Source organism: Kluyvera sp. STS39-E (genome assembly GCF_040932435.1).
GTDB lineage: Bacteria > Pseudomonadota > Gammaproteobacteria > Enterobacterales > Enterobacteriaceae > Kluyvera.
This window is the reverse complement of sequence record NZ_JBFQGA010000005.1, coordinates 1-21,806: the sequence shown is the minus strand read 5'-3', so window position 1 is coordinate 21,806 and position 21,806 is coordinate 1. Positions and strand designations below refer to the sequence as shown.

The following is a 21,806-nucleotide window of genomic DNA, read 5'->3' as shown; positions in this document are numbered from 1 at the left end:
CCCTGAACGGACTATCAGGAAGCGAGCGCCTCCTGATAACAAGTATAGTTAACCGCGAAATTGGTTACGGGGCATGATGTTGACGGTCTCGTGGAGTTCAGACCAGACCAGCACCGCTTCGCCTGTTTGTAGCTGGTGTTTTACGTCGGCGACCTTTTGCGCAAGTGAGCGTTCATATTCACCATAATCAGTGCCTTCGCGCAAGACAAAGCTTTCAATCAATCTGTCGAGCGTCTCTGGGGCGAGGTCCTGCCAGGGGATCATCATGCCTTCGCCCCAAGCCAGGTCATCAGCCATGCGGGAATGCGTTTTTCCAACCACATTTCCGGGTGACGCAGGGTGCCGCCGATAAATCCAACGTGACCGCCGTGCTCGGTTAGCTGATACACCACGTTTTCCGGCAGCTCTTCCTGCGCAGGAATCGAGTGGTGATCCATGAACGGGTCGTCCTTCGAGTGGATGATGAGCGTCGGCTTGGTAATTTTGCTCAACGTCGGCATCGCGCTGCACTGGCGATAGTAGTCGATGGCGTCAGCGAAACCGTGGATCTTCGAGGTTATCGAGTCATCAAATTCGCGAATACGTCGCATGCTCTTCAGTTGGCGTAAATCCACCGGCAGCGAGCCGGGATAGGCTTTGAGCTTACGCGCGGCGTTGCCTTTGAGTAGGTTCAGCAGATAGCGTTGGTAAACCCGTGAGAAGCCTTTATCCATATGATAACTGCAGGCTTCGAGCATAAACGGTGCTGAGACAATCACCGCCGCATCCACCGGAACGTCATCACCCTCTTTGGCCAGTAGGCAGGCCAGCATATTGCCGCCGAGCGAATAGCCCACCGCCGCCGTTGGCACTTCACCAAATTCGCGTCGCAGCCAATGTAAGAACCAGGTGCCGTCCTCCGTTTCACCGGAGTGATAAATACGGTTCAGACGGTTCGGTTCGCCGCTGCAGCCACGAAAATGCATCACCACGCCGAGCCAGCCCTGCTGTTTCGCGGCGTTAATCAGACCGTGAGCATAAGGGCTGTGCAAACTGCCTTCCAAGCCATGAAAGACCACCAGACGCGGCTTATGACGCGCGGCTTCGGGATCTTCGCTCCAGGCCAGATCGACAAAGTCACCGTCCGGCAGCTCAAGACGCTGCCAGCAGGGCGTGAACTGCAGCTTGCGGCGGATAAGACGCGGCAGCATCGTCTGAAGATGACGATTGCTGATGCCGCGCATCGGCACGAAGTCCGCGCTGCTAGAAGTGTCGATGTTGAGGTCGTGGTGGGTAGTTTCAGTCATAACTCGGCGATGTTTACTTAAAATCTGGCGCCTACTATACCGCCACTTTGCCATCGTGTTTATGAAAATGAGGCATCGGTAGCCCTTTTTGTCCCCGCTGAATCTGATCCTAATCACAAATTGTTACTTCAATTATTACTCTTAAGCTAATGATTTGTGCCTACGCTTAATTGATGACTTTCTCACCAGGGTGCACACTCTTTCCCGTGTTAAGCAATCAAAATGATTAGCTGAATCAGGAGGTTAATAATGTTATCTGGGCAAACACCAGCACGCGTCTGGAACACACGTCGCACGGAAAAACAGCGACGTCTGGCTTCCATTCCGGTGCAGGGCAAGGTACTGCCGACCGCAGACCTGACCGCCATGCTGGAAAAACTGATCGCGCCGGGTGACCGCGTGGTATTAGAAGGGAATAACCAAAAGCAGGCAGATTTCTTATCCCGCATGCTGGCTGAGGTGAACCCGCAGATTGTGCACGACCTGCACATGATCATGCCAAGCGTCGGGCGTAGCGAACATCTGGATATCTTTGAAAAAGGCATCGCCCGCAAGCTGGACTTCTCCTTCTCCGGTACCCAAAGCCTGCGCATTTCGCAGCTGCTGGAAGATGGCCTGCTGGAAATTGGCGCTATCCATACTTACATCGAACTGTATTCCCGTCTGTATGTTGATCTCTCGCCGAACGTGGCGCTGATTGCCGGTTTTAAAGCCGACCGCAAAGGTAACCTTTACACCGGCGCAAGTACTGAAGATACGCCAGCGCTGGTAGAAGCCGCCGCGTTCCATGACGGTATCGTCATCGCACAGGTGAACGAGCTGGTGGACGACGAGTGCGATCTTCCGCGCGTCGACATTCCGGGGTCATGGGTTGACTACGTGGTTGTTGCCGACAAACCGTTCTTTATCGAACCGCTGTTTACCCGCGACCCACGCCTGATTAAACAAGAACATATCCTGATGGCGATGATGGCGATTAAAGGCATCTACGCGGAACATCAGGTGCAGTCGCTCAACCACGGTATCGGTTTTAACACCGCGGCGATTGAGCTGCTGCTGCCAACCTACGGTGAACAGCTCGGCCTGAAAGGCAAGATCTGTAAACACTGGACGCTGAACCCGCATCCTACGCTTATTCCAGCGATTGAAAGCGGCTGGGTGGAAAGCGTGCACTGCTTCGGCGGCGAGCTGGGTATGGAAGAGTATATCCGCGCCCGTCCTGACGTCTTCTTTACCGGTGCCGACGGTTCCATGCGTTCTAATCGCGCGTTCTGCCAGCTGGCAGGTCAGTACGCAGTCGATATGTTTATTGGCTCCACTTTGCAGGTTGATGGTTATGCCAACTCATCAACGGTGACACGTGGTCGTCTGTCCGGTTTTGGCGGTGCACCTAACATGGGTCACGATCCGCACGGTCGCCGCCACGCGACTCCGGCCTGGCTGAACATGATAACTGAGCCAGACCCAATGCAGCGCGGTAAGAAACTTGTCGTGCAGATGGTCGAAACCTTCCAAGCCGGCGCGAAACCAACGTTCGTTGAAAAACTCGATGCCGTTGAAGTGGCGAAAAGCTCCGGTATGCCGCTGGCTCCTGTCATGATCTACGGTGATGACGTGACCCACGTGCTGACTGAAGAAGGTATCGCCTACCTCTACCGCGCAAAAGATCTCGAAGAACGTCGTGCGATGGTGGCTGCCGTCGCGGGGATTACCGATATCGGTCTGGGCGTTGACGCGAAACGCGTAGCCGAACTGCGTCAGAGCGGCAAGGTCGTTTACCCAGAAGATATGGGAATTCGCCGCACTGATGCCACGCGTTCTCTGCTGGCAGCCGGTAGCGTGTCGGATCTGGTTGAATGGTCCGGCGGTCTTTACAACCCACCTGCGAAATTCCGGAGCTGGTAATGAAACTTCTGCCCCAGATTCAGGTTGAAGGCGGTGCCGAATGGCTGGCGCGAACCGCCACGCAGTGTCTGATTGACGAAGCACGATTAAGCCCAAAACCCGGTCTGGTGGACAGTCGGGGGAACGGCGCGCACCACGATCTATCGCTCGCGCTGATGGAGCGCTCTGCGCACAGTTTGACCCCGACCTTTCAGGCGCTGGCGCTACAAAGCTGGCAGCGTCCGGCAGATATTGCTCTCAGACAAATCGTAGGGCGACTCGGCCGCGAAGGCGAGAAACAGATGATGGCCGCCACCGACGGCGTGAATACCCACCGCGGTGCCATTTGGGCGCTGGGGCTGTTGGTTAGCGCCGTGGCAATGCACGGTGGCACGGGCAGCGCGCAGCAGGTTGCGGCGACTGCCGCAGAGCTTGCGAAGCTGCCGGATGCGGCGGCTCCCAAGGTCTTCAGCAAAGGTCTGCGCGCCACCCACCGATATCAGGTGCCAGGCGCACGGGAAGAGGCTCAGCAGGCGTTTCCACACGTGATGCAGCGTGCGTTGCCCCAACTGCGGCTTAGCCGTTTGAATGGCAGCGGAGAAACTCACTCCAGACTCGATGCGCTGATGGCCATTATGACGTCGTTGACCGACACCTGCGTGCTGTCCCGCGCGGGGCTGGAAGGGCTTGATGCCATGCAGGACGGCGCGCGCGCTGTGCTAAATGCTGGTGGCAGCGCGCATCCGGCAGGTCAGATGGCGCTGGCGGTGCTCGACCGTCAGATGCTGGCGCTCAACGCCTCACCGGGCGGTGCGGCAGATCTGCTGGCCGCTACCCTGTTTCTCGATCGCATCGAATCGCCTTATTTAAAGCATTAAGAGGATGTTATGGAACACATTACGTTAACCGTACCCGCCAGCCGTACCCTAAGCGGTAAAGCGCTGGCCGGCGTTGTGGGCTCCGGGGATATGGAGGTGTTATTCACCGCCGACCAGAGCCAGACGTTAACCATTGATATCACCACTTCCGTCGATAACAGCCGTAGCCGCTGGGAAGCGCTGTTTAACCGTTTAGAAACGGTAAGCAGTCTGCCTGCCGGGAAACTGACGATCCACGATTTCGGCGCAACGCCTGGCGTGGCGCGCATTCGTATCGAACAGGTTTTTGAAGAGGTGAGCTATGCGTGATGACCGCAGTTTTATCGAATTAAAAGCACGTCAGCGTGCGCATGCGCTGCTTGATGAAGGCAGCTACCGTGAACTGCTCGACCCATTTGAAGGCGTGATGTCACCGTGGCTAGGCGCACAGGGCATCGTTCCCCAGGCGGATGACGGCATGGTGGTAGCGAAAGGCACCATCAACGGCAAACCGGCTGTGGTTGTGGCGATTGAAGGCGCATTCCAAGGCGGCAGCATGGGCGAAGTGTCCGGTGCCAAAATGGCGGCGGCGTTAGAGCTGGCGGCAGAAGACAACCGCAATGGTATTCCAACGCAGGCGGTACTAAGCCTCGAAACCGGCGGCGTGCGCTTGCAGGAAGCTAACCTCGGTCTTGCCGCCATTGCTGATATTCATGCGGCGATTGTTGACCTGCGCCGTTATACCCCGGTTGTCGGCATTGTTGCCGGTACGGTCGGTTGCTTTGGCGGGATGTCTATCGCAGCGGCGCTGTGTAGCTATCTGATCGTCACCCGTGAAGCGCGTCTGGGACTGAATGGTCCGCAGGTTATCGAACAGGAAGCCGGGATTGAAGAGTACGACTCCCGTGACCGTCCGTTTATCTGGAGCATGACCGGCGGTGAAATCCGCTACCAAAGTGGGCTGGTGGAAGCGCTGGTCGGCGACGGCGTGAATGCGGTGAAAGCGGCAATGAACGATGCGCTGGCAAAAGGTGTACCGGCTAAACATCGCACTGATAACTACGACTGGTATCTCGACCGTCTGACAAATTTCGATACGCGTAAACAGGCGGATACTGAACAGATTCATGCGCTTTTCGCCCGGGAGGTGAAATGATGAGTAACTCAATAAGCCGTGGCGAATTATGGCTAGAAACCCTCGTACCGAACGCCAAACGTCTGGCAGGGCTGTGCCCGTCCGTACAGGCTGCTGATGGCGAACTTAACGGTGAAGCGGTGCGTTTTATTGCCGTGGTTCCAGATGCTAATAACCACTATCCACGCGCTGCAAAAGGCGAAGTCGGGTTGCTGGAAGGCTGGACGTTGGCGAAAGTTGTCAGTGAAACCATCGCTGCTGATGCCAATAGCGCGGTGAAACGTCCGATTGTGGCAGTCATTGATGTGCCAAGCCAGGCGTACGGTCGTCGTGAAGAAGGTTTTGGTATTCACCAGGCGCTGGCCGGTGCTGCGGCGGCGTATGCCAATGCACGTTTGGCGGGCCACCCGGTGATTGGTCTGATTGTAGGCAAAGCCATGTCCGGTGCGTTTCTGGCACACGGCTACCAGGCCAACCGTCTGATTGCCTTTAACGACAAAGGCGTGCTGATCCACGCAATGGGTAAAGAGTCAGCGGCGCGTATCACCCTGCGTACCGTTGACGCGCTGGAAAAACTGGCGGCTACCATTCCGCCAATGGCGTATGACATCAGTAACTACGCCACCCTGGGGCTGCTGGAAAACCTGCTGGATATCAGCAATCCAGATGCTCCATCTGCAAACGATCTGACGCTGGTGGTGAACACCTTGCAACAGGCCATCAAAGACGCTCGTCAGGACTCGACGCTGAAAAGCCGTTTGGGCGCTGACAATCGCCGCAGCTCTGCCATCGTACGCGAACGCATGCGGGCAAGCTGGTAAGAAAAAAGAGACCTGCCAGATGCAAGACCCCGCGGGCGCGCCCATTGCGCCCGTGAGGCAGTCTGCATCCTGAAAATAATAATCATCGCGCCAGTGCTAACTTTTTTTCATTACAGGTGAAATATGACTTACGTAATTGTTCATGCTCTTGCTCCGATTTTCGTCATCATGCTGCTGGGATTCTGGGCCGGGAAGGCCAAAATGGTAGACAACAAGAATGTCTCCCTGCTCAACATCTTCGTCATGGACTTTGCATTACCCGCCGCGCTGTTTAGCGCGACAGTTCAAACCCCATGGGCCGGTATCGTTGCGCAGTCGCCGCTGATTGTGGTGCTGACGCTGGCAATGTGGATAACTTATGCTGCCATCTACTTCATGGCGACGAAGGTCTTCAAAAAATCTCCGCAGGATGCCGCCGTACTGACGCTGACCGTCGCACTGCCAAACTACGCTGCGCTGGGTCTGCCGATTCTAGGCAGCGTGCTGGGCGAAGCGTCATCCACTTCGCTCTCTGTGGCCGTGTCTATCGCCTGTGGTTCTGTATTGATGACGCCGTTCTGTCTGCTGATTCTGGAGCGCGAAAAAGCGCGTGCGGAAGGCGGTAACTCTGGTTCAACGTTGTCTATGCTGCCAGTGCTGATGTGGCGTTCTATCAAAAAACCGATTGTGATGGGCCCGCTGTTGGGGGTTATTCTCTCGGCGATTGGCATCAAAATGCCAGACCTCGTGCTGGCGGCGATTAAACCGCTGGGCCTGTCGGCAACCGCTGCTGCACTGTTCCTGACCGGGGTGATCCTCTCTGCGCGTAAACTGCAAATCAACACCGTGGTGATTACCTCCACTATCGCCAAACTGCTGATCCAACCGGCCATTGCTTGGGGCATCGTACTGATCCTCGGCCTGCATGGTTCCGTGGCTATCACGGCGATTTTGATGATTGCTCTGTCTGCGGGTTTCTTCGGCGTGGTGTTCGGCAACCGTTTTGGCGTGCAGTCACCGGATGCTGAAGCTGTGCTGCTGTTGAGCTCAGTACTGTGTATCCTGTCGCTGCCGCTGTTTATCTCGCTGACTTCAGGAATTTAAATCATGAGCACAACATTACGTCCCCACGACCTTATCTGGCTGAATGCGCGCGACGCGCTTGAAGATGTCACGGAATCCTGGGTGGATACCGTCTGGCATAGCGGCCTGCCGGTAGTGGTGCGACGTGATGTTGATGCGCAGGGGCGCATTCCCGTGGGTGTCCGCGGGATGAAACGCGACCAGCGTGCCGCCGGTTGGGTGAAAGCAGAGGCGGTCGTCCGCGTCTGCTCGCCTGAGTCGCTGGTGGACCCGCTGTCGCTGCTGCGCTCGCCCTTTATCTCTCAGCCACCGGTCCAGGTGGCTTTGTTATTGGCGCAGCAGACATGGCCGTGGACGTGGACGTGGGGCATCACCGGCAGTACCGGCTACGCGCTGGCGACCGGGATCCCTGTTATCCATGCCGCAAGCGATCTGGATTTATTGATCCGCGCGCCGCAGCCGCTCTCCCGTGAAGCGCTGGAAACGTGGCAGAAGCAGCTAACGGCTGGACTTTGCCGGGCTGATACCCAAGTGGATACGCCGCGCGGCGGCTTTGCCCTCAATGAATGGCTGCGTGATGGAAAAGCACTGTTAAAAACCTCGCAGGGGCCGCAGTTGGTTCGCGACCCGTGGGGCAGGGAGGAGTGATGAAAATTCTGTTTACCTTCCCGGGGCAGGGAACGCAGCACGCAGGAATGCTGCAAAACCTTCCGGGGACGGAACTGGCCCAGGCGCGTGAGGTGCTTGGCGCTGAGGTTGATACGCTGGATACCCCTGAGGCGCTCAAACATACCCGAGCCGTTCAACTGTCTCTGCTGATTGCGGGCGTTGCATGGGCACGCGAGTTAGAACGTCGTGGTGTAGCGCCTGATATCGTCAGTGGACTCTCCATTGGCGCGTATCCGGCGGCGGTGATTGCCGGTGCGCTCGATTTTGCCGATGCGCTGAGGCTGGTGGCGCTGCGCGGCGATTTAATGGAGCAGGCCTACCCGCACGGCTACGGTCTGACGGCGATAATGGGGCTGACGCTGAATCAGGTTGAGCGCTTGGTAGAAAGCAGCGGGACCTATATCGCCAACCTGAACGCCGAAACGCAGATTGTGATTGCCGGTCCTGATGAAGCGATGGCCGAAGTGGCGAAACGTGCGATGGCCAAAGGGGCCAGCAAAGCGCCTCGCCTGGCGGTGAGCGTGCCGTCGCACTGTGAACTGTTGGCCGAGCCCGCGCACAAGCTGGTTGAGGCGTTCAGCCATGTGACGCTTTCCCGACCGCGTTACGCCTACTTGAGCGGTAGTACCGGTCGTGTGCTGTGGCAGCCGGAACGTATTGCCGATGATTTAGCGATGAATATGGCGCGCACGGTGCGCTGGCAGGAGGCGGTGATCTCCGCCAATGAACGTGAAGCACGGCTGGCGATTGAGATGCCGCCCGGCGGCATACTGACCTGTTTAACGCGTCAGGCTGCGTGGGAAGGGGAGTCTATTTCGCTGGAGCGCAGCGGCGTGGAGGTTGCAGTGCATTTAGCTAAAAGGCTGCGGGGGCTGTGAGATTGCCCGATGGCGCTGCGCTTATCGGGCCTACGTAGGCTGTAGGCCGGATAAGTCGCGTAGCGACGCCATCCGGCAATCAGGCACCGGGGCTGAGGCTACGCGCATACATGCGCCCTTCGGCGGCCAGCGCCAGCAGGCTTGGGTCGCGCTCGCGGTTGCGCGCAAACACCACTGCAATGAGCTGCCGCATTTGATACGGGTCGGACAGCTTTTGCAGCTTCACGGTATTTTCATACATCTTTTTCATCCGGCCAGGCATTAAGCTAAAGCCGACGCCCGCCTGCACCAGACTCAGCATCGAGAAAATGTCGTTTACCCGGGTGACGATCTCCGGTTCAAACCCGGCTATATGAAAGGCTTCTTGGAACCCCGCGTAGGTGGCAAACCCTTCCGCCAGCGAGACGAACTTCTCGTTGCGGTAGTCGCGTAGATCCGCCGTCATGTCGGGATCTAACGCGGCAGACATGGGTGCGGCTAGGTAGATATCATCGTGGAACAGCGGCAGCACTTCTAGGCTGTTGCGGTCAATTTCGCTTTCGGAGATGGAGATAAGGATCGCGTCTAGCGTGCCGTCTTCCAGCATTTTCAGCAGCGCTTCGTTAGATCCCATGGTCAAATCCAGCTCCAGATCCGGACGACGTAGCTTCATGCCCATAATCAGATGCGGCACCGTTTCTAGCGTCAGCGAGTAGAGCGTGCCGAGGCGTAGACGGCCTTGGCCGACGCCGGCGGTTTTACGCGCCTCTTCCAGACCACGCTCCATCAATTGGGTCACTTCTTGGCAGTACTCCAGCAGCGTCCATGCCGCGGGTTGGGCGATGAGGTTTCGTCCTTTGTGCACGAACAGCGGACAACGAACGTTCTCTTCCAGCGTATGCAGCGCTCGATGAACGCTAACGCCGCTGATATCCAGCGCTTCAGCGGTGCGAGCGATGTTGCCTTTCTCCATAAAGGTCATGAAGATGGTCAGCTTGCGGAAGGTAATATCGTCGGTGATTGATAGATTCATCGTCCGGCCTTCGTGGTTAGTCGTTCTGCATCATTTGCTCTAGCTGCTCTTGCGCATCGAGCCACGCCATTTCGCACTCTTCCAGCCCGGATTTGGCACTTGCCTGCTGTTGCAAACAGGCGGTCATCTCCGCTTTGCGGCTTGGATCGTACAGGCCGCTGTCTCCGAGTTTTTCCTCAGCCTCTGCTAGCTGGGCGTTGAGCTTCTCCATCTGTTTTTCCAGACGGGTGATCTCTTTACGCAGCGGCTGGGTCAGAGTGCGCAGCTCAGCTTCACGGCGCTTTTGGTCTTTACGCGACTGGGCGCTGTTGACGTTGTCTTTCGCCGGCTCATCGCTCTGGTTTTCCTGTTTTTGCACATCGCTCAGCCACTGCTGATAATCTTCCAAGTCACCATCGAACGGTTCGACCTTTTTATCGTGTACCAGATAAAGATCGTCGGTGGTGGAGCGGATCAGGTGTCGATCGTGCGAAACCACAACCAGCGCGCCTTCGAAGTCGATCAACGCTTCGGTCAAGGCCTGGCGCATATCGAGATCGAGGTGGTTGGTCGGTTCATCGAGCAGCAGCAGGTTCGGGCGCTGCCAGACAATCAGTGCCAGCACCAGACGCGCTTTCTCACCGCCGGAGAAACGGGCGGTTTGCTCGGTCACTTTATCGCCTTGGAAACCGAAGCCGCCGAGGTAATCACGCAGCTTTTGTTCCAGCTCCTGCGGCGCCATGCGCGCCAGATGCTGAATTGGCGATTCGTCGGCACGCAGGAACTCCAACTGATGCTGGGCGAAGTAGCCGAGCTTAATACCTTTCGCAAGACCGATTTCGCCGTGCAGCGGAGCCAGTTCACCGGCCAGCAGTTTGATAAGCGTCGATTTACCCGCACCGTTGCGGCCAAGCAGACCAATGCGCGAGCCGGGCACGAGGTTCAACTTGATGGATTCGAGAATGGTGTGGTCACCGTAGCCCGCGCTGACCTTTTCCATTTTCAGCAGTGGGTTCGGCAGGCTTTCTGGCATGCGGAAGCTGAAGCGGAACGGGTTGTCCACGTGGGCCGGGGCAATCAGCTCCATACGTTCGAGCATTTTGATGCGGCTCTGCGCCTGCTTAGCTTTGGTGGCCTGAGCGCGGAAGCGGTCGATGTAGCTTTGCAGATGCGATACGCGCTCCTGCTGGCTTTTGTACAGCGCCTGCTGTTGGGCTAGGCGAGTGGCGCGTTGGCGCTCAAACGAACTGTAGTTGCCGGTGTACTCGAACATGGTTTGCTGTTCGATATGAATGATTTTGTCCACCACCGGATCGAGGAAGTCACGGTCGTGAGAAATCAGGATCAGGGTGCCTTGATAGCTTTTGAGCCATCTTTCGAGCCAGATAACCGCATCGAGATCGAGGTGGTTAGTCGGTTCATCGAGCAGCAGCAGGTCAGAACGGCAAATCAGTGCCTGCGCCAAGTTCAGGCGCATACGCCAGCCGCCGGAGAAGTCGCTGACCGGGCGTTCGAGCTGTTCATTGCTAAAGCCCAGACCATGCAGCAGGCTGGAAGCGCGAGAGCGGATAGTCCACGCGTCAATCGCGTCCAGTTTGCCGTGTACGGTGGCGATGGCGTGCCCGTCGTTGCGTTCGTTGGCGTCATGCAGTTGCGCTTCCAACTGGCGGAATTCGCGGTCGCCGTCAATCACATAGTCCAGTGCCGGTTCAGCTAGGGCCGGAGTCTCTTGGTTAACCCATGCCAACTGCCAGTTTCCCGGATAGGTAAAGTTGCCGCCATCGGCGCCAATCTCGTTTTTTAGTAGAGCGAGCAGCGTGGATTTGCCGCAGCCGTTTTTCCCCACTAGGCCAATTTTCTGCCCAGGGTTGATGGTGGCCGTTGCGTTATCCAGCAGGACACGCACGCCACGACGAATTTGTAACGAGGAGAAAACAATCATAAGGCGCCGTATGTTCTGACTATGTTAAATTGTCATTGTGATAATGTAATGTGTGCGCGATGTACCGCACCGAGGCGCAATGGTAGCCTAAAACGTCGAAAATAGACAAAAAGACAAAACCGGGAGGGGAATGATGTCCCAGACAGCGAAGGTGTTGCTGCTGTATGCCCATCCGGAATCTCAGGACTCGGTGGCCAATCGGGTTCTGCTTAAACCGGCTTCGCAGTTAAGCAACGTAACCGTGCACGATCTTTATGCACATTATCCTGATTTCTTTATCGATATTCCTCGTGAACAGGCGTTGCTGCGTGAGCATGATGTGATTGTTTTTCAGCATCCACTGTATACCTATAGCTGCCCGTCGCTACTCAAAGAGTGGCTAGACCGCGTGTTAAGCCGTGGCTTTGCCAGCGGTGTCGGGGGCAATGAGCTGGCGGGAAAGTACTGGCGTAGCGTTATCACAACCGGTGAGCCTGAAAGCGCCTATCGGCACGATGGTCTGAATCGCTATCCGATGAGCGATATTCTGCGCCCGTTTGAGCTGACCGCCGCCATGTGCCATATGCACTGGATGAGCCCGATTATCGTCTACTGGGCGCGTCGCCAGCCACCTGATGAGCTGGCAAACCATGCTCGCGCCTACGCCGACTGGTTGGCCGCACCGATAGCGGTAGGAGGACGATGATGGAAGGTTCTGATTTATTACTCGCCGGGGTACTGTTTCTCTTTGCTGCCGTAGCCGCGGTGCCGTTGGCAGCGCGGTTGGGTATTGGTGCGGTGCTCGGCTACCTGCTGGCGGGGATCGCCATCGGCCCGTGGGGGCTGGGCTTTATCAGCGACGTCGATGAAATCCTCCACTTCTCCGAGCTGGGCGTGGTGTTCTTGATGTTTATCATCGGGCTGGAGCTGAACCCGGCGAAGCTGTGGCAGCTTCGGCGTCCTATCTTTGGCATTGGTGCTGCTCAGGTGCTTTTTAGCGCGGCGATCCTCGGCGGCTTGTTGATGCTGACGGACTTCTCTTGGCAAGCGGCGGTGATTGGCGGTATTGGCCTTGCGATGTCGTCGACGGCGATGGCGCTACAGCTGATGCGCGAAAAAGGCATGAACCGCAGCGAGTCTGGGCAACTGGGTTTTTCGGTACTGCTGTTTCAAGATTTAGCGGTGATCCCGGCGCTGGCGCTGGTACCTTTGCTGGCGGGCACCGGGGAGGATCATTTTGACTGGCATACCGTAGGATTAAAAGTGCTGGCGTTTGCCGGGATGCTGATTGGCGGGCGTTACCTGCTGCGACCGGTATTCCGCTTTATTGCCAGCTCCGGCGTTCGCGAAGTGTTTACTGCAGCGACGCTGCTTTTGGTGCTCGGTTCCGCGCTGTTCATGGATGCGCTCGGCCTGTCGATGGCGCTGGGCACCTTCATCGCCGGTGTACTGCTGGCGGAGAGCGAATACCGCCACGAGCTGGAGATCGCCATCGACCCGTTTAAGGGGCTGCTGCTGGGGCTGTTCTTTATTTCGGTAGGTATGTCGCTCAATCTGGGCGTGCTTTATACCCACTTGCTGCTGGTGATTGCCTGCGTGGCGGTGCTGGTGGCGGTGAAGACGCTGGTGCTCTATTTACTTGCTCACCTTCACGGTCTGCGCAGCTCGGAACGCATGCAGTTTGCCGGCGTGTTGAGCCAGGGGGGCGAGTTTGCTTTCGTGCTGTTCTCCGCGGCTTCATCGCTGAAGGTGTTTAAAGGCGATCAGATGTCGCTGCTGCTGGTTACCGTGACCCTTTCGATGATGACGACGCCGCTGTTATTGAAGATCGTTGACTGGGTGCTCTCACGGCGCTTTAACACGCCGGAAGAAGAGGATGAGGCACCGTGGGTTGAAGATGATAAACCGCAGGTGATTGTGGTTGGTTTTGGTCGTTTTGGTCAGGTGATTGGCCGCCTGCTGATGGCGAACAAATTGCGGATAACCGTGCTGGAGCGAGATATCAGCGCGGTCAATTTGATGCGTAAATACGGTTATAAGGTTTATTACGGCGATGCGACACAGGTCGAGCTGCTGCGTTCCGCAGGGGCTGAACAGGCGAAGTCGATTGTTATCACCTGTAATGAGCCAGAGGACACCATGAAGCTGGTGGATATCTGTCAACAGCACTTTCCACACTTGCATATTATGGCGCGAGCGCGAGGACGTGTGGAGGCGCACGAACTGCTGCAGGCGGGCGTGGTACAGTTTTCGCGAGAGACCTTCTCCAGTGCGCTGGAGCTGGGGCGCAAAGCGCTGGTCTCCACCGGCATGCATCCGCATCAGGCGCAGCGTGCGCAGCTGCACTTTAAGCGGCTGGATATGCGGATGCTGCGCGAACTGATGCCGGTGCACAGCGATACGCAGCAGATTTCACGCGTGCGTGAAGCCCGACGCGAGCTGGAAGAGATCTTCCAGCGCGAAATGCAGCAGGAAAGGCGGCAGTTGGACGGCTGGGACGAATTTGAATAGAAGGTGAGTGATGGCGATACGTAAACGTTTTATTGCGGGCGCAAAATGCCCGTCGTGTCAGGCACAGGATTCGATGGCAATGTGGCGCGAAAATAATATTGATGTGGTTGAATGCGTTAAGTGCGGACACCAGATGCGCGAGGCGGATAAACAGGCCAAGGAACACGTGCGCAAAGAAGAACAAGTTATCGGTATTTTTCATCCGGAGTAGCGATCCGTGCTGTCTTTTTTTAAGCTTATGGGTACACGGGTGCAGAATTCCGCTACAATCTGCGCCACTAAATATTCCCATGCTCAGGAGATATCATGAAAGTAGCAAAAGACCTGGTGGTTAGCCTGGCCTATCAGGTACGTACAGAAGACGGTGTATTGGTTGATGAGTCTCCGGTAAGTGCTCCGTTGGACTACCTGCATGGTCACGGTTCCCTGATCTCCGGCCTGGAAAATGCGCTGGACGGTCACGAAGTTGGCGATAAATTTGACGTCGCTGTTCAAGCTAACGACGCTTACGGTCAGTATGACGAAAACCTAGTGCAGCGCGTTCCTAAAGACGTGTTCATGGGCGTTGACGAACTGCAGGTTGGCATGCGTTTCCTGGCTGAAACCGATCAGGGTCCAGTTCCAGTTGAAATCACCGAAGTTGAAGACGAGCACGTTGTGGTTGATGGTAACCACATGCTGGCTGGCCAGAACCTGAAGTTCAACGTTGAAGTTGTCGCTATCCGCGAAGCAACCGAAGAAGAATTGGCTCACGGCCACGTTCACGGTGCTAACGGCCACGACCATGACCACGATCACGGCCATGATGGTTGCTGTGGCGGCCACGGCCATGACCACGACCACGGTCATGAACATGGTAAAGGCGGTTGCGGTAACGGCGGTTGCGGTTGCCACTAATCGGCTGATTGCCTGATGGCGCTACGCTAATCAGGCTTATAGCAGCTTGGGTAGGACGTTTACGTTGCTACTCAGCACAAAAAAAGCGGGATATTCCCGCTTTTTTTTTCGCCTCAATAGTGTGGCGGTGGCGTCTCTTCCGACTGGGATGCAATGTTGGACGGCTGGCTAGCCTTCAACTTGTCGGTCAGTAGTCGCAGGTGTTCGCGCAGTTTTGCCATTTCCAGTTCGTGGGCGGTGACCGTTTGGTTGAGGTCATCAATGGTTACCTCCTGGAAGGCCAGTCGGCTTTCAAGCTCAGCCAAACGTACTTCGATAGTTGTTTCCTTCATGATGTCTCTCTCTACTGTTATCGCCAAAATCGTTTCTGACGCGCGGATTCTACGCAACTTTTTTCGCTTGCGCAGCACTGTGTCACGTGAGCGGAAACTAATTTAAACAAAAAGAGTCTGAAAAGAGTCGATATAAGAGGCGTTCGTATGTAGATTTCCTCTACAACGTTTTATAGTACGCTTCTCATTTAGTTAACATTGGGGCGAGAGGCCCCGGCCCTGGAGAGATGGATGAAATCACTGTTTAAAGTAACGCTTCTGGCAACCACAATGGCCGTTGCACTGAATGCGCCACTGACTTTTGCTGCTGATACTGCGGCAAAAGCGGCACCCGCTGCGGACAGCAAAGCGGCATTCAAAAATGACGACCAGAAATCTGCCTATGCGCTGGGCGCATCGCTGGGTCGTTACATGGAAAACTCTCTGAAAGAACAGGAAAAACTGGGCATCAAACTGGATAAAGCCCAGCTGATCGCCGGTGTTCAGGACGCGTTTGCGGATAAGAGCAAACTGTCCGATCAGGAAATTGAACAAACTCTGCAGGCGTTTGAAACTCGCGTGAAGACTTCTGCTCAGGCGAAAATGGAAAAAGACGCTGCTGACAGCGAAGCGAAAGGTAAGGCCTTCCGCGAGAAATTCGCCAAAGAGAAGGGCGTCAAAACGTCTAAATCCGGCCTGATGTACAAAGTTGAGAAAGAAGGTACCGGTGATGCGCCGAAAGACAGCGACACCGTAGTGGTTAACTACAAAGGTACTCTGACCGACGGTAAAGAGTTCGATAACTCTTACACCCGCGGTGAGCCTCTCTCCTTCCGTCTGGATGGCGTGATCCCAGGCTGGACCGAAGGTCTGAAAAACATCAAGAAAGGCGGTAAAATTCAACTGGTCATCCCACCGGATCTGGCTTACGGCAAAACCGGCGTTCCAGGTATTCCGGCAAACTCCACGCTGGTATTTGATGTTGAATTGTTAGACATCAAACAGGCGCCGAAAGCGGATGCGCAGCCAGAAGCAGCACCGGCTGCGAAAGCCGCAGATGCCGCTAAAAAGTAAGAGCATAAAAGCCGCCGCCTATAGGGCGGCGGCTTTTTATTATCTGCAGGATATAATTAATGCTGGAAAGCGCCGTATGCGCTGTATTACTTTAGATGCCCCTAATAGTGATGAGCCTGCCCTGACAACATAACGACAGGCTCCTGAAAAGGAGTGCTTTTTTTCATGTCCAGGTCGCTTTTAACCAACGAAACCAGTGAACTAGATTTACTGGATCAACGTCCTTTCGATCAAACAGACTTCGATATCCTTAAATCCTACGAAGCGGTTGTGGACGGGTTGGCGATGCTCATTGGTTCCCACTGTGAAATTGTGTTGCACTCACTGCAGGATCTGAAGTGCTCGGCAATACGCATTGCCAACGGTGAACATACCGGGCGAAAAATCGGTTCCCCGATTACCGATCTCGCGCTGCGTATGTTGCATGATATGACCGGAGCGGATAGCAGCGTTTCCAAATGCTATTTTACTCGCGCTAAAAGTGGCGTATTGATGAAGTCCGAGACTATCGCCATTCGTAACCGTGACCACCGGGTCATCGGTTTGCTGTGCATCAACATGAACCTCGATGTGCCGTTCTCACAGATTATGAATACCTTTATTCCGCCGGAAACGCCGGAAGTGGGCTCTTCGGTTAACTTTGCCTCCTCGGTTGAGGACTTGGTTACCCAGACGCTTGAATTCACCATCGAAGAGGTGAATGCCGATCGTAATGTTTCCAACAACGCTAAAAATCGCCAGATCGTGCTTAACCTCTACGAGAAAGGGATCTTTGATATCAAAGACGCTATCAACCAGGTTGCCGATCGTTTGAACATTTCCAAACATACGGTCTACCTCTACATTCGCCAGTTCAAAAGCGGCGATTTTGTGGGGCAGGATAAGTAATGCGTTTTGCCCTGATGGTAACGGGGCCTGCGTATGGCACACAGCAGGCAAGCAGCGCGCTGCTGTTTGCTCAGGCGGTGCTGGCGGAAGGCCATGAGTTAGCCTGCGTTTTTTTCTACCGCGAAGGCGTGTATAACGCCAACCAACTGACTTCTCCTGCTAGCGATGAATTCGACCTTGTTCGTGCGTGGACGTCACTGCATGACCAGCACGGTGTGGCGTTACATATCTGCGTCGCCGCGGCGCTGCGTCGTGGTATAACCGATGAGAAGGAAGCTGCTCGGTTAGGGCTATCCGGATTCAACCTACAGCCGGGCTTTTCCCTGAGTGGGCTAGGCGCGCTGGCTGAGGCCGCATTGACCTGTGATCGAACGGTACAATTCTAATGAAACGCGTTGCCTTTGTTTTTTCCACTGCGCCACATGGCAGCACTGCGGGTCGGGAAGGGTTGGACGCGTTGTTGGCGACGTCGGCGCTGAGCGACGATCTCGGCGTCTTTTTCATTGGCGACGGGGTGTTTCAGCCGCTGAGTCAGCAGAAGCCGGGTGTGATTCTGGCTCGCGATTACATCGCAACCTTCAAACTGCTGGCCCTTTACGATATCGAGAACTGTTGGATTTGTGCCGCTTCCATGCGCGAGCGCGGGCTGGCGGCGGATGTGAGTTTTGTGACTGACGTTGAACCGCTTGAACCGGATGCGCTGCGCCAGCAGCTTAATGAATTCGACGTGATTTTACGTTTCTGAGGCTTCTATGCTGCATATGCTAAGTACCTCTCCGTGGCATGCCGATATCCCTGGCATGCTCCGTCTGATGGACGAGGGCGATGACTTACTGCTAATAGCGGATGGCGTGCTGGCCGCGGTAGAAAACAGTCACTTTGTTGAAATTCTTCGCCGTGCCCCCATATCTGTCTATGTGTTGAAAGAGGATACGCAGGCGCGCGGTCTTTGTGCTCAAATTTCGAGCGATGCTATCATGGTCAGCTATACTGACTTCGTCAGGCTCACGGTAAAACACTCGGCGCAGGTCGCTTGGTAACATCGTACCGTTGTATATTTCTTGACACCCTATCGGCATAGCCCTAAAATTTCGCGTCCTCATATTGCATGAGGCGATTTATTACGTGTTTACGAAGCGAAAGCTACAACCAGGAGCTATTTAATGGCAACAGTTAACCAGCTGGTACGCAAACCACGCGCACGCAAAGTTGCAAAGAGCAACGTGCCTGCACTGGAAGCATGCCCGCAGAAACGTGGCGTATGTACTCGTGTATATACTACCACTCCTAAAAAACCAAACTCCGCACTGCGTAAAGTATGCCGTGTGCGTTTGACTAACGGTTTTGAAGTGACTTCCTACATCGGTGGTGAAGGTCACAACCTGCAGGAGCACTCCGTGATCCTGATCCGTGGCGGTCGTGTAAAAGACCTTCCGGGTGTTCGTTACCACACCGTTCGTGGTGCGCTTGACTGCTCCGGCGTTAAAGACCGTAAGCAATCACGCTCCAAGTATGGCGTGAAACGTCCTAAGGCTTAATGGTTCTCCGTTAAGTAAGGCCAAACGTTTTATATTAATGTCAAAATAAACTCTTAGAGTTTTGGACAATCCTGAATTAACAACGGAGTATTCCCATGCCACGTCGTCGCGTCATTGGTCAGCGTAAAATCCTGCCGGATCCTAAGTTCGGATCAGAATTGCTGGCTAAATTTGTAAATATCCTGATGGTAGATGGTAAAAAATCTACCGCAGAAACCATCGTATACAGCGCACTGGAGACCCTGGCTCAGCGCTCTGGTAAAGATGGTCTGGAAGCCTTTGAAGTAGCCCTCGAAAACGTACGCCCGACTGTCGAAGTTAAGTCTCGCCGCGTTGGTGGTTCTACTTATCAGGTACCAGTTGAAGTCCGTCCGGTTCGTCGTAATGCTCTGGCAATGCGTTGGATCGTTGAAGCCGCTCGTAAACGCGGTGATAAATCCATGGCTCTGCGCCTGGCGAACGAACTTTCTGATGCTGCAGACAACAAAGGTACTGCAGTTAAGAAACGTGAAGACGTTCACCGTATGGCAGATGCCAACAAGGCGTTCGCACACTACCGTTGGTAATCCCTTCGGAGTATTAGTCACCAGGCGGGCGCTTCAGAGAAGCTGCCCGCTTTGGGTTACTTAACTGAACGCCTAAAAAGATAAACGAGGAATCAAATGGCTCGTACAACACCCATCGCACGCTACCGTAACATCGGTATCAGTGCGCACATCGACGCCGGTAAAACCACTACTACCGAACGTATTCTGTTCTACACCGGTGTAAACCACAAAATCGGTGAAGTTCACGACGGCGCGGCTACTATGGACTGGATGGAGCAGGAGCAGGAACGTGGTATTACCATCACTTCCGCGGCGACTACTGCATTCTGGTCTGGTATGGCTAAGCAGTATGAACCACACCGTGTAAACATCATCGACACCCCAGGGCACGTTGACTTCACTATCGAAGTAGAACGTTCCATGCGTGTTCTTGATGGTGCGGTAATGGTTTACTGCGCAGTTGGTGGTGTTCAGCCACAGTCTGAAACCGTATGGCGTCAGGCTAACAAATATAAAGTTCCACGCATCGCGTTCGTTAACAAAATGGACCGTATGGGTGCTAACTTCCTGAAAGTTGTTGGTCAGATCAAATCCCGTCTGGGCGCGACTCCGGTTCCGCTGCAGCTGGCAATTGGTGCTGAAGAACATTTCACCGGTGTTGTTGACCTGGTGAAAATGAAAGCCATCAACTGGAACGAAGAAGATGCAGGCGTAACCTTCACTTATGAAGATATTCCAGCAGACATGCAGGAACTGGCTGACGAATGGCACCAGAACCTGATTGAGTCCGCTGCGGAAGCTTCAGAAGAGCTGATGGAGAAATACCTGGGTGGTGAAGAACTGACTGAAGTAGAGATCAAGACTGCTCTGCGTCAGCGCGTTCTGAACAACGAAATCATCCTCGTAACCTGTGGTTCTGCGTTCAAGAACAAAGGTGTTCAGGCGATGCTGGATGCGGTAATTGATTACCTGCCATCCCCAGTCGACGTACCTGCGATCAACGGTATGCTGGATGACGGTAAAGATACTCCAGCTGAGCGTCACGCTAGCGATGAAGAGCCATTTGCTGCTCTGGCATTCAAAATTGCTACCGACCCGTTTGTGGGTAACCTGACGTTCTTCCGTGTGTACTCAGGTGTTGTTAACTCCGGTGACACTGTATACAACCCAGTGAAATCGGCTCGTGAACGTTTTGGTCGTATCGTACAGATGCATGCTAACAAGCGTGAAGAGATCAAAGAAGTTCGCGCAGGCGACATCGCTGCGGCTATCGGTCTGAAAGACGTGACCACTGGTGACACCATTTGTGACCCAGACCACGTGATCATTCTGGAGCGTATGGAATTCCCTGAGCCGGTAATCTCCATCGCAGTAGAACCGAAAACCAAAGCTGACCAAGAAAAAATGGGTCTGGCTCTGGGCCGTCTGGCTAAAGAAGATCCATCATTCCGCGTATGGACTGATGAAGAATCTAACCAGACCATTATCGCCGGTATGGGTGAGCTGCACCTCGACATCATCGTTGACCGCATGAAGCGTGAATTCAACGTTGAAGCGAACGTCGGTAAACCTCAGGTTGCTTACCGTGAAGCGATTCGCGCGAAAGTTACCGATATCGAAGGTAAACACGCTAAGCAGTCTGGTGGTCGCGGTCAGTACGGTCATGTTGTTATCGACATGTACCCACTGGAGCCGGGTGTTAACCCGAAAGGCTACGAGTTCATCAACGACATCAAAGGTGGTGTAATTCCTGGTGAATACATCCCTGCCGTTGATAAAGGCATCCAGGAACAGCTGAAATCTGGCCCACTGGCTGGCTATCCGGTTGTTGATCTGGGCGTGCGTCTGCACTTCGGTTCTTACCATGACGTTGACTCCTCTGAGCTGGCGTTTAAACTGGCCGCTTCTATCGCCTTCAAAGATGGCTTTAAGAAAGCAAAACCAGTTCTGCTTGAGCCTATCATGAAGGTTGAAGTAGAGACTCCGGAAGAGAACACTGGTGACGTTATCGGTGACCTTAGCCGTCGTCGTGGTCAGCTGAAAGGTCAGGAATCTAACGCTACTGGTGTTCAGATTCATGCTGAAGTTCCGCTGTCTGAAATGTTTGGTTATGCAACTCAACTGCGTTCACTGACCAAAGGTCGTGCTTCTTACTCCATGGAGTTCCTGAAGTATGACGATGCGCCGAACAACGTTGCTCAGGCCGTTATTGAAGCCCGTGGTAAATAAGCCACAGGATTAAAACCTAAGTCCCGTGCTCTCTCCAAAGGGGAGAGCACTATAGTAAGGAATATAGCCGTGTCTAAAGAAAAATTTGAACGTACAAAACCGCACGTCAACGTTGGTACTATCGGCCACGTCGACCACGGTAAAACTACTCTGACTGCTGCAATCACCACCGTACTGGCTAAAACCTACGGCGGCGCTGCTCGTGCTTTCGACCAGATCGATAACGCACCAGAAGAAAAAGCTCGTGGTATCACCATCAACACTTCCCACGTTGAATATGACACCCCGACTCGCCACTACGCACAC

At 54.7% G+C, this 21,806-nt stretch carries 26 protein-coding genes; 21 read left to right on the top strand and 5 right to left on the bottom strand.

Going from position 1 to position 21,806, the window contains the following annotated elements:
- Positions 1 to 48: 48 nt before the first annotated feature.
- Both AB4K05_RS11880 and AB4K05_RS11875 read right to left on the bottom strand, forming a co-directional pair.
- Complete coding sequence (locus AB4K05_RS11880; protein ID WP_368480555.1) at positions 49 to 267, bottom strand: YheU family protein; 219 nt, start codon at positions 265 to 267, stop codon at positions 49 to 51.
- The gene (locus AB4K05_RS11875; protein WP_368480181.1) at positions 264 to 1,286 is read right to left on the bottom strand and encodes a hydrolase; all 1,023 of its coding nucleotides are present in this window, start codon (positions 1,284 to 1,286) and stop codon (positions 264 to 266) included. The genes AB4K05_RS11880 and AB4K05_RS11875 overlap by 4 nt, the downstream gene beginning before the upstream one ends.
- 249 nt (positions 1,287 to 1,535) lie before the next feature.
- Between AB4K05_RS11875 and mdcA the strand changes: the two genes are divergently transcribed.
- The 8 genes from mdcA (at position 1,536) to mdcH (ending at position 8,592) form a co-directional block, all read left to right on the top strand.
- Entirely contained in the window at positions 1,536 to 3,191 is a 1,656-nt protein-coding gene (gene mdcA, locus AB4K05_RS11870) for a malonate decarboxylase subunit alpha (RefSeq protein WP_368480180.1), read from the top strand.
- On the top strand, positions 3,191 to 4,048 hold the full coding sequence (locus tag AB4K05_RS11865) for a triphosphoribosyl-dephospho-CoA synthase (protein WP_368480179.1): 858 nt from the start codon (positions 3,191 to 3,193) through the stop codon (positions 4,046 to 4,048). Before mdcA ends, AB4K05_RS11865 begins: the two co-directional genes overlap by 1 nt.
- Positions 4,049 to 4,057: 9 nt before the next feature.
- Positions 4,058 to 4,357: a malonate decarboxylase acyl carrier protein gene (mdcC, locus tag AB4K05_RS11860; RefSeq protein ID WP_368480178.1), complete on the top strand. Its 300-nt coding sequence runs from the start codon at positions 4,058 to 4,060 to the stop codon at positions 4,355 to 4,357.
- The gene (locus AB4K05_RS11855) at positions 4,350 to 5,183 is read left to right on the top strand and encodes a biotin-independent malonate decarboxylase subunit beta (RefSeq protein WP_368480177.1); all 834 of its coding nucleotides are present in this window, start codon (positions 4,350 to 4,352) and stop codon (positions 5,181 to 5,183) included. The genes mdcC and AB4K05_RS11855 overlap by 8 nt, the downstream gene beginning before the upstream one ends.
- Positions 5,183 to 5,983, top strand: coding sequence for a biotin-independent malonate decarboxylase subunit gamma (gene mdcE / locus AB4K05_RS11850; RefSeq protein WP_368480554.1), 801 nt, complete (start codon positions 5,183 to 5,185; stop codon positions 5,981 to 5,983). The genes AB4K05_RS11855 and mdcE overlap by 1 nt, the downstream gene beginning before the upstream one ends.
- Positions 5,984 to 6,106: 123 nt before the next feature.
- A complete protein-coding gene (locus AB4K05_RS11845) occupies positions 6,107 to 7,066 on the top strand; it encodes an AEC family transporter (RefSeq protein WP_368480176.1) in 960 nt (319 codons plus the stop codon).
- Positions 7,067 to 7,069: 3 nt separating this feature from the next.
- Entirely contained in the window at positions 7,070 to 7,693 is a 624-nt protein-coding gene (locus AB4K05_RS11840; RefSeq protein WP_368480175.1) for a malonate decarboxylase holo-ACP synthase, read from the top strand.
- Positions 7,693 to 8,592: a malonate decarboxylase subunit epsilon gene (mdcH, locus tag AB4K05_RS11835; RefSeq protein WP_368480174.1), complete on the top strand. Its 900-nt coding sequence runs from the start codon at positions 7,693 to 7,695 to the stop codon at positions 8,590 to 8,592. The genes AB4K05_RS11840 and mdcH overlap by 1 nt, the downstream gene beginning before the upstream one ends.
- Positions 8,593 to 8,671: 79 nt before the next feature.
- Here the strand turns inward: mdcH and AB4K05_RS11830 are convergent, their stop codons facing one another.
- Positions 8,672 to 9,604, bottom strand: a complete 933-nt coding sequence (locus AB4K05_RS11830; protein ID WP_368480173.1) for a LysR family transcriptional regulator — start codon at positions 9,602 to 9,604, stop codon at positions 8,672 to 8,674.
- A 16-nt stretch (positions 9,605 to 9,620) separates the two neighbouring features.
- Positions 9,621 to 11,525 carry an ABC transporter ATP-binding protein gene (locus AB4K05_RS11825; protein WP_368480172.1) on the bottom strand — a complete coding sequence of 635 codons (1,905 nt, stop codon included), beginning with the start codon at positions 11,523 to 11,525 and terminating at the stop codon, positions 9,621 to 9,623.
- 130 nt (positions 11,526 to 11,655) lie between these two features.
- On the opposite strand from AB4K05_RS11825, the gene kefG reads away from it, so the two are divergent.
- From kefG to slyD, 4 genes are all read left to right on the top strand, one after another.
- A complete protein-coding gene (gene kefG, locus AB4K05_RS11820; RefSeq protein WP_368480171.1) occupies positions 11,656 to 12,210 on the top strand; it encodes a glutathione-regulated potassium-efflux system ancillary protein KefG in 555 nt (184 codons plus the stop codon).
- The gene (kefB, locus tag AB4K05_RS11815; protein WP_368480553.1) at positions 12,210 to 14,015 is read left to right on the top strand and encodes a glutathione-regulated potassium-efflux system protein KefB; all 1,806 of its coding nucleotides are present in this window, start codon (positions 12,210 to 12,212) and stop codon (positions 14,013 to 14,015) included. The genes kefG and kefB overlap by 1 nt, the downstream gene beginning before the upstream one ends.
- Before the next feature lie 10 nt (positions 14,016 to 14,025).
- Positions 14,026 to 14,226 (top strand): YheV family putative zinc ribbon protein, encoded by a 201-nt coding sequence (locus AB4K05_RS11810; protein ID WP_368480170.1) that lies wholly within the window; start codon positions 14,026 to 14,028, stop codon positions 14,224 to 14,226.
- A 95-nt stretch (positions 14,227 to 14,321) separates the two neighbouring features.
- Positions 14,322 to 14,912, top strand: coding sequence for a peptidylprolyl isomerase (gene slyD, locus AB4K05_RS11805; RefSeq protein ID WP_368480169.1), 591 nt, complete (start codon positions 14,322 to 14,324; stop codon positions 14,910 to 14,912).
- Positions 14,913 to 15,025: 113 nt separating this feature from the next.
- Here slyD and AB4K05_RS11800 read toward each other — a convergent pair whose 3' ends face one another.
- On the bottom strand, positions 15,026 to 15,244 hold the full coding sequence (locus AB4K05_RS11800) for a protein SlyX (RefSeq protein WP_061282479.1): 219 nt from the start codon (positions 15,242 to 15,244) through the stop codon (positions 15,026 to 15,028).
- Positions 15,245 to 15,475: 231 nt separating this feature from the next.
- Here AB4K05_RS11800 and fkpA point away from each other — a divergent pair, with 231 nt between their 5' ends.
- The 9 genes from fkpA to AB4K05_RS11755 form a co-directional block, all read left to right on the top strand.
- Positions 15,476 to 16,297 (top strand): FKBP-type peptidyl-prolyl cis-trans isomerase, encoded by an 822-nt coding sequence (gene fkpA / locus AB4K05_RS11795; protein WP_368480168.1) that lies wholly within the window; start codon positions 15,476 to 15,478, stop codon positions 16,295 to 16,297.
- Positions 16,298 to 16,462: 165 nt separating this feature from the next.
- On the top strand, positions 16,463 to 17,185 hold the full coding sequence (locus AB4K05_RS11790) for a transcriptional regulator (RefSeq protein WP_368480167.1): 723 nt from the start codon (positions 16,463 to 16,465) through the stop codon (positions 17,183 to 17,185).
- On the top strand, positions 17,185 to 17,571 hold the full coding sequence (gene tusD / locus AB4K05_RS11785; protein WP_368480166.1) for a sulfurtransferase complex subunit TusD: 387 nt from the start codon (positions 17,185 to 17,187) through the stop codon (positions 17,569 to 17,571). The genes AB4K05_RS11790 and tusD overlap by 1 nt, the downstream gene beginning before the upstream one ends.
- Positions 17,571 to 17,930, top strand: a complete 360-nt coding sequence (gene tusC / locus AB4K05_RS11780) for a sulfurtransferase complex subunit TusC (protein WP_368480165.1) — start codon at positions 17,571 to 17,573, stop codon at positions 17,928 to 17,930. Before tusD ends, tusC begins: the two co-directional genes overlap by 1 nt.
- 7 nt (positions 17,931 to 17,937) lie before the next feature.
- Entirely contained in the window at positions 17,938 to 18,225 is a 288-nt protein-coding gene (gene tusB / locus AB4K05_RS11775; RefSeq protein WP_368480164.1) for a sulfurtransferase complex subunit TusB, read from the top strand.
- Positions 18,226 to 18,348: 123 nt separating this feature from the next.
- Complete coding sequence (rpsL, locus tag AB4K05_RS11770) at positions 18,349 to 18,723, top strand: 30S ribosomal protein S12 (protein ID WP_003023654.1); 375 nt, start codon at positions 18,349 to 18,351, stop codon at positions 18,721 to 18,723.
- Positions 18,724 to 18,818: 95 nt separating this feature from the next.
- Entirely contained in the window at positions 18,819 to 19,289 is a 471-nt protein-coding gene (gene rpsG / locus AB4K05_RS11765) for a 30S ribosomal protein S7 (protein ID WP_052282782.1), read from the top strand.
- A 96-nt stretch (positions 19,290 to 19,385) separates the two neighbouring features.
- Entirely contained in the window at positions 19,386 to 21,500 is a 2,115-nt protein-coding gene (fusA, locus tag AB4K05_RS11760; protein ID WP_368480163.1) for an elongation factor G, read from the top strand.
- A 69-nt stretch (positions 21,501 to 21,569) separates the two neighbouring features.
- The coding region (locus AB4K05_RS11755) for a GTP-binding protein (protein ID WP_000031668.1) at positions 21,570 to 21,806 on the top strand (237 nt) is incomplete at its 3' end.